Here is a 13,352-nt window from a genome sequence, read left to right as displayed (position 1 = left end):
CTACCGCCACCATACCCGGGGCCATGGAGGCCCACAGGTCTCCTTCGGGGCGAACCCGCTGACCGGCCACCCAGAGGTCCTCCCCCGTCACGCCCTCCACCTCCTCACCCCCTGGACACCCCCTAGGAGGTGGTGGCCGCCTTAAAAGCGGTATCCTAGGGAGGATGCGCCTCGTCCTGGCCACCTCCAACCCCGGCAAGGTGCGGGAGCTCAAGGAGGGCCTCGCCCCCTTGGGCTGGACCCTCCTTTCCCTGGCCGACTTCCCCTTGCGCATGCCCAAGGAGGAGGGGGCCACCTTCCTGGAAAACGCCCTCCTCAAGGCGGCCTACGTGGCCAAGGCCACGGGGCTTCCCGCCCTGGCCGACGACTCGGGCCTGGTGGTGCCCGCCCTGGGGGGCGAGCCCGGGGTCTACTCCGCCCGCTACGGGGGGCGGGAGACGGACCGGGAAAGGAACGTCTTCCTCCTGGAGAGGATGCGCCACCTCAAGGGGGAGGAGCGGAAGGCCCGCTTCGTGGCGGTTTTGGTCCTGGCCTACCCCGACGGGCACGCCGAGGCCTACGAGGGGAGCGTGGAGGGGGTGATCCTCGAGGCCCCCCGGGGGGAAGGGGGCTTCGGCTACGACCCCCTCTTCTTCGTGCCCGAGGCGGGGAAGACCTTCGCCGAGATGACCCTGGAGGAGAAGGCCCGCCACTCCCACCGGGGAAAGGCCCTCAGGGCTCTCCTGGAAGCTTATAAGAACGGGCCTCCTCCCCGGGAAGTCTCCAAGCTGGAATGAACCTCCTCTCCCCCCACATCGCCCTCTACCGCCTCTTTGACCTGGCGGACGAGATTGACCTGGGCCGCCTGGCCACCCCCCGCCTCCGCCTCTCCCGGCCGAGGCTTGGGGCGGTGCGCTTCCAGAACCCCCCGGCCCAGGTGGAGCTTGGGGTGCGGAGCGTGGAGGGGGTCTCGGGCCTCCTCACCGCCCGGCTTTACGAGTTCGGGGTGGCCTCCCTCTCCTTCCGCATCCACCTGGGGGAGCGGGTGCCGTGGGAGGCCTTTTTGGAAAAGGCCCTCGCCCTCCCCGAGCTTCCCTTTTGGGAGGGGTTCTTCCTGGCCGAGCTCGCCGCCCTGGAGCCCTACCTCCAGGGGGCCCTCCTCCGCCCCGAGGAGAAGCGCCTCTCCGAGGAGTTCACCGTCTACCACGCCCTGGGCCTGGAAGGGGCCAAGGCCCACAAGCCCCCGGTGGACCTCGCCCCCCTCTGGATGGGGGCCAGGGAGGAGTTCGCCCCCGAGGTGCGCCGGGAGATGGCGCGCTACCGCTACAGCTACTCCACGGAGGACCTGGCCCTTTTGGGGTTTGACCGGGTCCTCATCCTGGACTCCGAGGGGATCTGGGACGTGGCCGACCTGGTGGAGTTCGTCCACGCCCAGCTTCTGGAGCTCTCCTACTACGACCGGGTGCTCACCGAGGAGCTGGAGGCCGTGCCCCTGGTCTTGAGAGAACGGGGGCTTTGGGGCTACGGGAGGCTTCAGCGCCTCCGCCGCCGCCTCATGGCCCGCCACGCCGAGATCGCCGACGTGAAGGCCCGTATGGAAGGGGCCCTTCGCATCACCGAGGACCTCTTTTACGCCAAGATCTACCGGGCGGCCCTGGAGCTCTACGGGGCCCACGAGCTGGAAAGGAGCGTGGAGGAGAAGCTTAGGGTCCTCGAGGCCACCTACGAGATGGTGACCGAGGAGGTGGTCCACCTGAGAAGCCAGGCGGTGGAGGTGGGGATCCTGGCCCTCATCGCCTTTGAGGTGGCGCGGGCCCTCCTTTAACCCCCCAGCCTGGGGGGCCCCGGACGACGCTCAGGAAGGGGATTTGCCTCGGCTTGGGCGAATGCTTAGTCCGGCACCGGGTGGTATACTTGGCGCCGAGGGCGCGCTGAAAAACCTAAGCGGAAACGCTACCACGCGCCCGGAGGTGGGATATGAAAAAAGCGCTGGCCCTGCTCTTTGGCCTCTCCCTGGCCCTCGCCCAGGGGAAGATCACGGTTTGGACCCACTTCGGCGGCCCGGAGCTGGAGTGGCTCAAGGCCCAGGCCCGGGCCTTTGAGAAGACCTCCGGCACCAAGGTGGAGGTGGTGGAGGTTCCCTTCGGGGACATCAAGCAGAAGTTCATCCTGGGGGCCCCCCAGGGCCAGGCGGCGGACCTCGTGGTCACCATCCCCCACGACTGGCTCGGGGAGATGGCCCAGGCCGGGGTCCTGGAGCCCGTGGGCAAGTACGTGACCCCAAGCTACCTCGCCGACCTCCAGCCCGTGGCCGTGGAGGCCTTCACCTTCGGGGGGAAGCTTCTGGGCCTTCCCGCCTTCGCCGAGAGCGTGGCCCTCATCTACAACAAGAAGTACGTGAAGGAGCCCCCCAAGACCTTTGAGGAGTTCCTGGCCCTGGCGCAGAAGCTCACCACGGGCTCTACCTTCGGCTTCCTCTACAACATCGGCGACCCCTACTTCAACTTCGGCTTCTTCAAGGCCTTCGGCGCCGAGAACGTCTTCGCCAAGGACGCCCGGGGCAACCTGGATCCCTCCAGGCTCCTCATCGGGGGCGAGGTGGGGGAGAAAGCCCTCCAGTTCATCAAGGACCTCCGCTTCAGGTACAACCTGGTCCCCGAGGGGGTGGACTACGGGGTGGCGGACGGGGCCTTCAAGGACGGGGCCTTGGCCATGATCATCAACGGCCCCTGGGCGCTTGGCGACTACAAGAAGGCCAAGATTGACTTCGGCATCGCCCCCTTCCCCACCCCGCCCGGGGCCAAGGGGCCCTGGGGACCCTTCCTGGGGGTGCAGGGCGTGGTGGTGAACGCCTACTCCAAGAACAAGACCCAGGCGGTGAACTTCGCCAAGACCCTGGTGAGCGGGCGGAACCTGGTCTCCTTCAACCAGGCGGGGGGGCGCATCCCCGTCTCCAAGAGCGCGGTGAGGGAGCTGGAGAAGGACCCCGTGGTGGCGGGCTTCTCCCGGGTCTTCCCCCTGGGCACCCCCATGCCCAACATCCCCGAGATGGGCAAGGTCTGGGGCCCCTGGGGGAACGCCATCTCCCTGGCCATCCAGAAGCCCGACTCCAACGTGAAGAAGATCGTGGAAGACATGGTGGCCGAGATCAAGAAGGCCATCGGCAGGTAGGCCCCTATGCCCACCCCCCACGGGACACCTGGCCCCCGTGGGGGGCGTATCTTTAGGCCATGAAACACCCCCCAGGTCTCGGCGGCTTCCTCCTGGCCCTGGGCCTCCTCCTGGGCCTCCTCCTCCTCTCCACGGGGGCGGGACTTCTGGCCTACTTCCTCCTCCAGGTCCACTTCGCCCCACCCGGCTGGACCATCCTGGGGGTGGCCCTCCTGGTCCTGGTCCCTGGGGCGGTGGGGGTGGGCAGGCTCTTTCCCTGGCTCACCGACTGGTACTACTTCCTTCCCGCCCTCGCCTTCCTCCTGGTCTTCACCCTCTACCCCGTGGGCCTCACGGTCTACCTGGCCTTCACCGACTACTCGGGCCAGAGAAACGGCTTCCCCGACCGCTCCACCGAGACCCGGGTGGTGGCCCAGGAAGGGGCGAGGCTTTCCCTCGAGGCGGGGGTGGCGGAGGCCCTGCGCTGCGACCCTTGCCGGGGCGAGCCCGTGGAGGTGTACGCCGAGGGCCACCGCCTGCGGGCGAGAATCGCCCAGGCCGAGGGAGAAACCCTTCTTTTGGACCGCGTCCCGCCCTTTAGGGCGGAGTTCGTGGCCAAGGTGAACGCCTTCCACTTCGTGGGCCTGAGGAACTTCGCCTTCATCCTCTCCCAGGCAAACCAGGCCCTCCTCCCCGTCTTCCTCTGGAACCTGGTCTTCGCCACGGCCACCGTGCTCCTCAACGCCCTCTTGGGCCTCGTCCTCGGGCTCATCCTCAACAACAAGGGCCTCAAGCTCCGGAACTTCTACCGCACGGTCCTCATCGTGTCTTGGGCCCTTCCCGGCGTGATCACCGTGCAGGTCTGGGTGGCCCTCCTCAACTACAACTTTGGGGCGGTCAACCGCCTCCTCGGGGTCTTAGGCGTCTACCCCATCCCCTGGCTCAACGACCCCGACTGGGCCAAGGTGGCGGTCCTCCTGGTCAACCTCTGGCTCGGCTTCCCCTACATGATGACCGCCACCCTGGGGGCCCTTTCCACCATCCCCGACGAGCTCTACGAGGCGGCCAAGGTGGACGGGGCCACCCCCTGGCAGGCCCTCTTCGGCATCACCCTGCCCCTCCTGGAGAAGCCCATGCTCCCCATCCTCCTCTCCTCCTTCGCCTTCAACTTCAACAACTTCTACCTCATCTACCTCCTCACCGGAGGAGGACCGGCCCAGGAGGGGAGGCTCGCCACGGCCCAGGCCACGGACATCCTCATCTCCTGGGCCTACAAGACCGCTTTTAGCGCCGAGGGGCAGTCGGCCTACGGCCTGGGGGCGGCCATTAGCCTCGTCATCTTCGCCATCACCGTGCTCATCAGCCTGGTGAACTTCCGGGCAACGGGGGCCTTGAGGGAGGTGCGGTAGATGCGGAAGGTGCTGGGCTTCCTCCTTGTGGGCCTTGCCCTCTACGGGGCCTACTGGTTCGCGGCGAACCGCCTCTTTGACGCGGGCTCCTACCGCAAGCAGGTGGCCTTCGGGAGCGTCTTCGTGCCCTTTGGCTGGGCCTACGCCCTGGGCTTCCTCGGGGCCTTGGTCCTCCTCATCCTCCTCTATAGCCTCCTCTACACCGCCCTCGCAAACCGCTTCCAGGGAAGGCGGAAAAGCCCCTGGCCCCTCTTCCTCCAGGGGGTGACCCACCTCTTCCTCTGGGTGCTGATCCTCTTGGTCTACTACCCGGTGGTCCAGGTGGTGGCGGCGAGCCTGGACCCCACCAACAACCTCTTCAGCTTCAAGAGGCCCGAGACGGGCTTCCTCCTCCTGGACGCCAAGGTGATCCCTTACCTGCCCGCGCCCTCCCTGGAAAACTACGCCAAGCTGGTGGAGGGCGTGGTCCTCTACCCCTACCAGGTGGGGCTCGCCCTCCTCGCGGGGCTCGCCCTCCTGGGGGTGGCGGGCATCGGGCTTCTAAGGCGGCTTCTCCCCCCGGAGGCCTGGATGGACCTCTGGCAGGGGAGGCTCCTCCTCCTCATGGCCCTCTTCGTCTTCGCCCTGGCCCTTCTCCTCTCCCCCCGGCAGTTCACCGGGCAGGGCACCGAGGCCAAGTTCCTCCTCTGGGTGCGGAACACCTTCCTCATCTCCGGTCTCACCGGGCTTCTCGCCGTCCTCCTCACCGCCACGGCGGGGTACGCCTTCGCCCGCTTCCGCCACCTGCCGGGGCGCTACCCCCTCCTCCTCTTCTTCATCTTCGTCCAGATGTTCCCGGGCTTTTTGGCCCTGGTGGCCATCTACTACCTCCTCTCGCGGCTTGACCTCCTGAACACCTTCACCGGGCTCGTCCTGGCCTACTCCGGCGGCATCATCAGCTTCGGCACCTGGGTCTACAAGGGCTACCTGGAGAGCGTGAGCCCGAGCCTCGAGGAGGCGGCCATGGTGGACGGGGCCACAAAGTGGCAGGTCTTCACCAAAATCCTCCTTCCCCTTTCCGCCCCCATGTTCGTCTTCATCTTCCTCCTCCAGTTCGTGGGCACCTACTCGGAGTTCGTCCTGGCCAACCTGGTCCTCACCGGGGTGGAGAGCTGGAACGTGGGCGTGGGCCTAAGAAGCTTCACCACGGGGCAGTTCCAGACCAAGTGGGGAGTCTTCGCCGCGGCGAGCGTCTTAGGCTCCCTGCCCATCCTCTTCCTCTTCTACGGGTTCCAGCAGTACTTCGTCTCCGGCTACACCGCGGGGGCCGTGAAAGAATAAGGGCATGGACCTGGAGACCCTCAGGGCCAGGAGGGAGGCCGTCCTAGGCCTATGCGCCCGCCACGGGGCGGTGAGGGTGCGGGTCTTTGGCTCGGTGGCCCGGGGGGAAGCCCGGGAAGGCAGCGACCTGGACCTCCTGGTGGTCTTTGAGGAGGGGCGCACCCTCCTGGACCACGCCCGGCTCAAGCTGGCCCTGGAGGGGCTTTTAGGGGTCCCGGTGGACGTGGTGAGCGAGGGAGGCCTGGCCCCGAGGCTCCGGGAGCGGGTCCTGCGGGAGGCCGTGCCCCTATGAGGAGCCCCCGGGAGAGGCTTCTGGACATTCTGGAGGCCATCGCGAACGTTGAGCGGTACGCGGCCCTGGGGAAGGCGCGCTTCCTGGAAGACGAGCTGGTTCAGGTCTGGATGGTCCACCACCTAGAGCGCATCGGGGAGGCCGCGGCCAGGCTGGGGCGGGAGTTCCACGAGGCCCACCCGCACCTCCCCTGGCGGGAAATGGTGGCCATGCGCAACCTCCTCGTCCACGAGTACTTCGGCGTGGACTTGGAAGAGGTTTGGCAAACGGTCATCCGGGACCTGCCCCTCTTGAAGGCTCAGGCGCAAACCCTCTTGGAAAGGTTATGAACTATCACGACCTCGAGCACCTCCACCCTCCTTTCCCCGAGCTCGGGGAGGAGGTGGAGATCCGCCTGGAGACGGCGGCCAAGGAGGGGCTTCTCCTCTTTGAGCGGGACGGGGAGCTCCACGAAAAGACCATGGAGCCCTGGGAAGGGGGCCTAAGGGCGCGGGTTCCCGTCCACGCGAGCCCCTTTCGCTACGTCTTCCGCCTTCCCGAAGGCTTTTGGGGAAGCCACGGCCTGGAGAAGACCCTTCCCCGCTACGACCGCTTCTTCCACCTCCTCGCCAAGCCCCTTCCCCCGGAGTGGGCCCTCGGGGCGGTCTTCTACCAGATCTTCCCCGACCGCTTCCGCCAGGGGCGCCCGGAGCCTGCCCCAAGGGACGGGGCCTGGCTTTACGGGGGAAAGCCCATCCGCAAAAAGGCCTGGAACGAACCCCCGGGGGAGGAGGGGGCCAGGGAGTTCTACGGGGGGGACCTTTGGGGCGTGCTGGAGGCCCTCCCCTACCTCGAGGCCCTCGGGGTGGAGGCCCTCTACCTCACCCCCATCTTCCAAAGCCCCTCCAGCCACCGCTACGACACCGAGGACTACGGCCGGGTGGACCCCCACCTGGGCGGGGAGGAGGCGCTTAGGGCGCTCTACGGGGCCCTCGAGGCCCGGGGGATGAGGCTCATCCTGGACGGGGTCTTCAACCACGTGGGGGCGACCCACCCCTGGTTCCAGAAGGCCCTGAAGGACCCCACCTCGCCCGAAAGGGGCATGTTCACCTTCTACCCGGACGGCGCCTACGCCAGCTTCTGGGGCGTGAAGCACATGCCCAAGCTGGACTACGCCTCGGCGCTCACCCAGGAACGCTTCATCTTGGGGAAGGAGGCCCCCGTCCGCCGCTGGATGCGCCTCGCCCACGGCTGGCGCCTGGACGTGGCCCACTCCCTCGGGGAAGGGGGGACGAACCGGAAAAACGCCCGCTGGCTACGGGCCCTGGCCCGGGCCGCCAAGGAGGAGCGGGCGGACGCCCTGGTCTTCGGGGAGCTCTCCTATGACGCCGTGCCCACCCTAAGAGCCCACACCCTGGACGGGGCCATGCACTACGCGGGCTTCGCCCACCCGGTGATGGCGTGGCTCTCGGGGCGGGACCTCCACGGGAACCCCGTGGCCCTGGAGGCGGAGGAGGCCTGGCGGGCGCTCTTGGACCACTACCAGGCCCTTCCCCTCCAGCTCCGCCACAGCATGTACACCCTCCTCTCCTCCCACGACCTCCCCCGGGCCCTCTGGCGCCTTAGAGGGGACAAGGAGCGCTTTAAGACCGCCTACGCCCTCCTCTTCGCCTTCCCCGGAAGCCCCGCCCTCTACTACGGGGACGAGGTGGGCCTCTCCCAGCCCAACCCCTACGAGGTCTGGCGGGGGGACCCCTACTGCCGCGCCCCCTTCCCCTGGGACGAGGCCCTCTGGGACCAGGACCTCCTCCGCTTCTTCCGCCGCCTGGTGCGCCTCAAGAAGACCCACCCCGTGCTGAGGCTTGGGGGCCTCCTTCCCCTTAAGGCCCCTCCGGGGGTGCTGGCCTTTCGCAGGAGGCTTGGGGGGCGGGAGGTCCTCGCCTACTTCGCCAAGGAGGGGGCGAGGCTTGCCGTGCCCCGGGGGCTGGACCTCCTGAGGGAGGAGGAGGTGGCGGGGGAGGTAGCGGCGCGGTACCTCCTCCTGGAGCCCTTAGAATGAGGGGGATGCGCCTAAAGCGGTTTGGGGGAAAGGTGCGGCGGGTGGTGCGAAAGAGGGCTGACCTCCTCGCCGAGGCGGAGGCCCTCCGCAAGGAGGGGACCAGCGCCCAGGGCTTTCGGGAGCGCCTGCGTGCCCTGGTGGAAGGGGCTCAGCGCTGCTGGGAGACCTTAAGCCCTGAGGAAAGGGAAGGGCTCCTTTCCCAGGTTATGGCTCTCCTGACCCGGCTTCCCGCGGGGAGGCTTGGCCGGCTGGGCCTCCTGGTGGCCAAGGGGGCTCAGCTCGGGGCGAAGAAGGAGGTGCTTTCGCTTCTCCTTAAGCTCCTGAAGCGCTAAGCCCGGGGTATACTCTTTCCTTGTGCGGGGGGTCCTCGAGGTCCTGGAGTTCCCGAGGGTCCTGGCCCTTCTGGCGGAGAGGGCCAAGACCCCCCTGGGCCGGGAGCTCGCCCTGGCCCTCGCCCCCCTTCCCCGGGAGGAGGCGGAGAGGCGCCACGCCCTCACGGGGGAGGCCCTGAGCTACCCTTACTCCCTCCCCGAGGCGGGGGCCTTAAGGGAGGCCTACCGGAGGGCCCTCACGGGGGCGAGGCTTTCCGGCCCCGAGCTCCTCAGGGCGGCGAAGGCCCTGGAGGAGGCCATGGCCCTGAAGGGGGAGCTCCTTCCCCTTAGGAACGCCCTAAGCGGGGTGGCCGAGGGCATCGCCGACCACACCCCTTTCCTGGAGCGGGTGAGGAGGGCCCTGGACGAGGAGGGGGCGGTGAAGGACGAGGCGAGCCCGAGGCTTGCCCAGATCCGGAAGGAGCTCAGGCCCCTCCGCCAGCAGATCCTGGACCGCCTCTACGCCCTCATGGACCGAAACCGGGAGGCCTTCCAGGACCGCTTCGTCACCCTAAGGCGGGACCGCTACTGCGTCCCCGTGAAGGCGGGGATGGCGAAGAAGGTGCCGGGGATCCTCCTGGACGCCTCCGAGTCGGGGGCCACCCTTTTCATAGAGCCCTTCTCCGTGGTCAAGCTCAACAACCGCCTCCAGGCCCTGAGGCTGGAGGAGGAGGAGGAGGTTAACCGCGTCCTCCGGGACCTCTCCGAAAGGCTCGCCAAGGACGAGGGGGTGCCGGGGACCCTGGAGGCCCTGGGCCTTTTGGACCTCGTCCAGGCCCAGGCCGCCTTGGCCCGGGACCTCTCGCTTTCCCGCCCCGCCTTTGGGGAGCGGTACGAGCTTTTCCGGGCCTTCCACCCCTTGATCCCAAACCCCGTGCGGAACTCCTTCGCCCTGGACGAGAAGAACCGCATCCTCCTCATCTCCGGGCCCAACATGGGGGGGAAGACCGCCCTCCTAAAGACCCTTGGCCTCGCCGTCCTCATGGCCCAGTCGGGCCTCTTCGTGGCGGCGGAAAAGGCCCTCCTCGCCTGGCCCGACCGGGTCTTCGCGGATATCGGGGACGAGCAGTCCCTCCAGGAGAACCTCTCCACCTTCGCCGGGCACCTAAGGCGCCTCAAGGAGATGCTGGAGGAGGCCACAGAGGGGAGCCTCGTCCTCATTGACGAGCTCGGGAGCGGCACCGACCCCGAGGAAGGGGCGGCCCTTTCCCAGGCCATCCTCGAGGCCCTCCTGGAGAAGGGGATCAAGGGGATGGTCACCACCCACCTCTCCCCCTTAAAGGCCTTCGCCCAGGGAAGGGAGGGGATCCAGAACGCCTCCATGCGCTTTGACCTCGAGGCCCTCCGCCCTACCTACGAGCTCGTGCTGGGGGTGCCGGGGAGGAGCTACGCCCTAGCAATCGCGAGGAGGCTCGCCCTCCCCGAGGAGGTCCTTAGGCGGGCCGAGGCCCTCCTCCCCGAGGGGGGGAGGCTGGAGGCCCTTTTGGAGCGCCTGGAGGCCGAGCGGTTGGAGCTCCAGGCGGAGCGGGAGAGGCTCCTTAGGGAGCTCGCCGAGGCGGAGCGGCTGAAAAAGGCCCTGGCCGAGCGGGAGGCCCGCTTTGAGGAGGAGCGGGCGGAAAGGCTAAGGGCCCTAGAGGAGGAGGTGCGGGCCGAGCTCAAGAAGGTGGAGGCCGAGCTTAAGGCCCTCAAGGAAAAGGCCAAGACCGAGGGCAAGCGGGACGCCCTCCGGGAGCTCATGGCCCTAAAGGAGCGCTACGCCAAGAAGGCCCCGCCGCCCCCGCCCCCCCCGGGCCTCGCCCCGGGGACCCTGGTGGAGGTCCCCTCCCTGGGCAAACGGGGCCGGGTGGTGGAGCTCAGGGGGGAGGAGGCCTTGGTGCAGGTGGGGCCCCTGAAGATGAACCTGAAGGCGGGCGAGCTCAAGCCTCTTCCCCAGGAGGCCCCGCCCAAACCCCTCCTCGCCAAGCCGAGCCGGGAGGTGAAGGAGGTGGACCTCCGGGGCCTCACCGTGGAGGAGGCCCTCCTCGAGGTGGACCAGGCCCTGGAGGAGGCCCGGGCCATGGGCCTTTCCACCCTCCGCCTCCTCCACGGCAAGGGGACGGGGGCCCTTAGGCAGGCCATCCGGGAGGCCTTAAGGCGGGAAAAGCGGGTGGAAAGCTTCGCCGACGCCCCGCCCCACGAGGGGGGGCACGGCGTCACGGTGGTGCTCCTTAGGGGCTCGGCTAGCGAAAAAGGGTGAGAACCCCGAGGACCACCGCGATCGCCGTGAAGTAGAGCATGGCCTTGTTGAAGGCCGTGTTGATCTCCGCCCTCACCTCCTGGCGGAGCCCGTTGAACTTCTCCTCCATCTCCTGGCGGAGGCCCGCAAGCTCCCCCTTCACCTCCTGGCGAAAACCGCCGATCTCCGCCCTCACCTCCTGGCGGAGCCCGGCGATCTCCGCCCTCACCTCCTGGCGGAGAAGGTCCATCCTCGCCTCCAGGGCCGAAACCCGGTCGGGGAGGACGGCCATCACCCCCTCCACGATGCCCTCCAGCTTGTAGAGGCGCTCCTCTACGGTCATTGGCCTCAGGATAGCAGAGCCGGGGAGAACGCGAAAAGGACCCCCCGGAACCATTCCACCGGGGTGGCCTTAAAGGGGGCGGCCTTCCAGGGCCCGTATCCGCTCCCGGATGGCCTCGGGCAGGGGGGCGGGGCGGCCCCCCTCCAGCCAGACCTGCACGGTACGGCCCCGGGCCGCCTCCTCCCCCCGGGCCTCCACCCGGTACTCCATCTCAAAGCTGGAGCGGCCGAGCCGCACCACCCGTACCCCCACCGCCACGGGGTCCTCGAGGAGGATGGGCCTCAGGAAGTCCACCTCGGCCCGGGCCAGGATGAAGTGGCCCCGCTCCAGCCAGTCCTCCTTCAGCCTTCGGAAGTAGGCCACCCGGGCCACCTCAAAGTAGGTGAGGTAAACGGCGTTGTTCACGTGCCCCAAGGCGTCCAGATCGCGAAAGCGCACCTGCACGGGGACCACCACGGGAAAGCCTTCCACGAGAGGAGAGCTTACCACGGCTGACCGGAGGGTCAGGTAAAGTAGGGGCATGGAAACCACCTGGGACCTGACCCCCCTCTTCCCCGGCCTGGAAAGCCCCGAGTTCCAGCGGGCCTGGGAGGGCCTGAAAGGGAGGATCGCCGGGCTCAAGGGGCTTCTTGAGGGGGAAGCTCCCCTCCCCGAGGTCCTCGCCGCCTTGGACGCCTTCCTGGAGGAGGCCACCCCCCTTCGGGCCTACCTCTACGCCCGCTACAGCGCCGACACCCGGGACGAGGCCGCCCTGGCCAAGCTCTCCGAGCTGGAGGTCCTCTTCCTGGACTTCCAGCGCCTAAGGCCCCGCCTCACCCGCTACCTGGCCCTCAAAGACCCCGAGGAGGCCGGCCCTTACCGCCTCCTGGTGGAGGAGGCCAAGGAGGAGGCCCTGCACCTGATGCCCGAGGGGGAGGAGGTCTTGGCGGCGGAGCTTTCCCTCTCGGGGAGGCAGGCCTGGGACAAGCTCCACGAGAGCCTCACGAGCCAGGTCACCGCGGTGGTGGACGGGGAGGAGATGCCCATCACCAAGGCGCGGAACCTCTACCTCCACCCCGAGGAAGAGGTGCGGAAGAAGGCCTACGAGGCGGAGCTCAAGGCCTGGGAGGCCCACGAGGTGCCCCTGGCCTTCGCCCTAAACGGGGTCAAGGGGGAGGCCTCGGTCCTGAACCGGAGGCGGGGCTACCGGGACGACCTCGAGCCCACCCTCTTCAAGAACCGCATCACGAGGAAGGCCCTCCAGGCCATGCAGGAGGCGGTGCGGGAGAGCCTTCCCCTCTTCCGCCGCTACTTCCTCCTCAAGGCCAAAGCCCTGGGCAAGGAGCGCCTGGACTGGTGGGACCTCTTCGCCCCCCTGGGCCGGGGAAGGCGCTGGACCCTGGAGGAGGCCCGGGACTTCCTCGTGGCAAAGCTCGCCGCCCTGGTCCCAAAGGCCGCCCAGGTGGCCGAGGAGGCCTTTAGGGAGCGCTGGATGGACCTCCTCCCCCGAAAGGGCAAGGTGGGCGGGGCCTACTGCATGGCCCGGGGCGGGGGGAAGAGCCTCATCCTCGCCAACTACGAGGAGAGCTTTGAGTCCGTCTCCACCCTGGCCCACGAGCTGGGCCACGCCTACCACAACTTCGCCCTGAAGGAGGTCCCCGCCTCCCTCCGCCGCATTCCCATGACCCTGGCGGAGACGGCGAGCATCATGAACGAGACCCTGGTGGTGGAGGCGGCCCTGAAGGAGGCCTCCCCCGAGGAGGGCCTCCTCATCCTGGACGCCTACCTCCAGGGGGCGGCCCAGGTGGTGGTGGACATCCACAGCCGCTTCCTCTTTGAGTCCTGGGTCTTCCAAAGGCGGAAGGCGCGGGAGCTCTCCCCCAGGGAGTTCAAGGAGCTCATGGTGCGGGCCCAGGACGAGGCCTACGGGGAGGCCCTGGCCACCCGCCACCCCTACATGTGGGCGGTGAAGGGCCACTACTACGGGGCCGACTTCTACAACTACCCCTACACCTTCGGCCTCCTCTTCGGCCTCGCCGTCTACCAGGAGGCCAAGGAGGATCCCGGCTTCGCCGGGCGCTACGAGGCCCTCCTCGCCGAGTCCGGCCGGTACCGGGCCAAGGAGCTCGCCCTCCGCTTCGGCTTTGACCTGGAGAGCGTGGACTTCTGGCGGAAGGGCCTTCAGGTCCTCGCGGAGAAGGTGGAGGCGCTGGAGGAGCGCCTGACCAGGGGCTGACAGAGGGCCTCTAGGCTCGA

Annotated in this window: 13 protein-coding genes; 11 read left to right on the top strand and 2 right to left on the bottom strand. The window is 68.2% G+C overall.

Annotated features, from left to right (window positions below; translation table 11 throughout):
* The first annotated feature begins 164 nt into the window (after window positions 1-164).
* The 10 genes from rdgB (at window position 165) to AC01Y6_RS02340 (ending at window position 10,795) form a co-directional block, all read left to right on the top strand.
* The gene (gene rdgB, locus AC01Y6_RS02385; protein ID WP_428716782.1) at window positions 165-776 is read left to right on the top strand and encodes an RdgB/HAM1 family non-canonical purine NTP pyrophosphatase; all 612 of its coding nucleotides are present in this window, start codon (window positions 165-167) and stop codon (window positions 774-776) included.
* Window positions 773-1,804, top strand: a complete 1,032-nt coding sequence (locus AC01Y6_RS02380; RefSeq protein ID WP_428721824.1) for a hypothetical protein — start codon at window positions 773-775, stop codon at window positions 1,802-1,804. The genes rdgB and AC01Y6_RS02380 overlap by 4 nt, the downstream gene beginning before the upstream one ends.
* A gap of 152 nt (window positions 1,805-1,956) precedes the next feature.
* Complete coding sequence (locus tag AC01Y6_RS02375) at window positions 1,957-3,150, top strand: sugar ABC transporter substrate-binding protein (RefSeq protein ID WP_476670063.1); 1,194 nt, start codon at window positions 1,957-1,959, stop codon at window positions 3,148-3,150.
* Window positions 3,151-3,209: 59 nt separating this feature from the next.
* Entirely contained in the window at window positions 3,210-4,538 is a 1,329-nt protein-coding gene (locus AC01Y6_RS02370) for an ABC transporter permease subunit (RefSeq protein ID WP_476670062.1), read from the top strand.
* On the top strand, window positions 4,539-5,858 hold the full coding sequence (locus AC01Y6_RS02365; RefSeq protein ID WP_476670061.1) for a sugar ABC transporter permease: 1,320 nt from the start codon (window positions 4,539-4,541) through the stop codon (window positions 5,856-5,858).
* Window positions 5,859-5,862: 4 nt separating this feature from the next.
* A complete protein-coding gene (locus tag AC01Y6_RS02360; RefSeq protein ID WP_347240616.1) occupies window positions 5,863-6,150 on the top strand; it encodes a nucleotidyltransferase family protein in 288 nt (95 codons plus the stop codon).
* Window positions 6,147-6,479: a HepT-like ribonuclease domain-containing protein gene (locus tag AC01Y6_RS02355; RefSeq protein ID WP_476670059.1), complete on the top strand. Its 333-nt coding sequence runs from the start codon at window positions 6,147-6,149 to the stop codon at window positions 6,477-6,479. Before AC01Y6_RS02360 ends, AC01Y6_RS02355 begins: the two co-directional genes overlap by 4 nt.
* Entirely contained in the window at window positions 6,476-8,188 is a 1,713-nt protein-coding gene (locus tag AC01Y6_RS02350; protein WP_476670057.1) for a glycoside hydrolase family 13 protein, read from the top strand. The genes AC01Y6_RS02355 and AC01Y6_RS02350 overlap by 4 nt, the downstream gene beginning before the upstream one ends.
* Window positions 8,189-8,193: 5 nt before the next feature.
* Window positions 8,194-8,520: a hypothetical protein gene (locus AC01Y6_RS02345; RefSeq protein ID WP_428719944.1), complete on the top strand. Its 327-nt coding sequence runs from the start codon at window positions 8,194-8,196 to the stop codon at window positions 8,518-8,520.
* 22 nt (window positions 8,521-8,542) lie between these two features.
* Window positions 8,543-10,795 (top strand): endonuclease MutS2, encoded by a 2,253-nt coding sequence (locus AC01Y6_RS02340; RefSeq protein ID WP_476670055.1) that lies wholly within the window; start codon window positions 8,543-8,545, stop codon window positions 10,793-10,795.
* Here the strand turns inward: AC01Y6_RS02340 and AC01Y6_RS02335 are convergent.
* Window positions 10,779-11,117 (bottom strand): DUF1640 domain-containing protein, encoded by a 339-nt coding sequence (locus AC01Y6_RS02335; protein ID WP_476670054.1) that lies wholly within the window; start codon window positions 11,115-11,117, stop codon window positions 10,779-10,781. The genes AC01Y6_RS02340 and AC01Y6_RS02335 overlap by 17 nt on opposite strands.
* Window positions 11,118-11,186: 69 nt before the next feature.
* On the bottom strand, window positions 11,187-11,588 hold the full coding sequence (locus tag AC01Y6_RS02330) for an acyl-CoA thioesterase (protein WP_476670053.1): 402 nt from the start codon (window positions 11,586-11,588) through the stop codon (window positions 11,187-11,189).
* Between the two features lie 49 nt (window positions 11,589-11,637).
* Between AC01Y6_RS02330 and AC01Y6_RS02325 the strand changes: the two genes are divergently transcribed.
* On the top strand, window positions 11,638-13,332 hold the full coding sequence (locus AC01Y6_RS02325; RefSeq protein ID WP_476670051.1) for a M3 family oligoendopeptidase: 1,695 nt from the start codon (window positions 11,638-11,640) through the stop codon (window positions 13,330-13,332).
* Window positions 13,333-13,352: the final 20 nt, after the last annotated feature.

The sequence above is a fragment of the Thermus sp. genome (assembly GCF_056332225.1).
This window is presented reverse-complemented; position numbering and strand designations above follow the sequence as displayed.

Coding starts and splice junctions, on each gene's coding strand:
- AC01Y6_RS02370 (WP_476670062.1), top strand. CDS start 3,210: ATGAAACACCCCCCAGGTCTCGGCGGCTTCCTCCTGGCCCTGGGCCTC.
- AC01Y6_RS02345 (WP_428719944.1), top strand. CDS start 8,194: ATGCGCCTAAAGCGGTTTGGGGGAAAGGTGCGGCGGGTGGTGCGAAAG.
- AC01Y6_RS02350 (WP_476670057.1), top strand. CDS start 6,476: ATGAACTATCACGACCTCGAGCACCTCCACCCTCCTTTCCCCGAGCTC.
- AC01Y6_RS02365 (WP_476670061.1), top strand. CDS start 4,539: ATGCGGAAGGTGCTGGGCTTCCTCCTTGTGGGCCTTGCCCTCTACGGG.
- AC01Y6_RS02325 (WP_476670051.1), top strand. CDS start 11,638: ATGGAAACCACCTGGGACCTGACCCCCCTCTTCCCCGGCCTGGAAAGC.
- AC01Y6_RS02375 (WP_476670063.1), top strand. CDS start 1,957: ATGAAAAAAGCGCTGGCCCTGCTCTTTGGCCTCTCCCTGGCCCTCGCC.
- AC01Y6_RS02335 (WP_476670054.1), bottom strand. CDS start 11,117: ATGACCGTAGAGGAGCGCCTCTACAAGCTGGAGGGCATCGTGGAGGGG.
- AC01Y6_RS02360 (WP_347240616.1), top strand. CDS start 5,863: ATGGACCTGGAGACCCTCAGGGCCAGGAGGGAGGCCGTCCTAGGCCTA.
- AC01Y6_RS02380 (WP_428721824.1), top strand. CDS start 773: ATGAACCTCCTCTCCCCCCACATCGCCCTCTACCGCCTCTTTGACCTG.
- AC01Y6_RS02355 (WP_476670059.1), top strand. CDS start 6,147: ATGAGGAGCCCCCGGGAGAGGCTTCTGGACATTCTGGAGGCCATCGCG.
- rdgB (WP_428716782.1), top strand. CDS start 165: ATGCGCCTCGTCCTGGCCACCTCCAACCCCGGCAAGGTGCGGGAGCTC.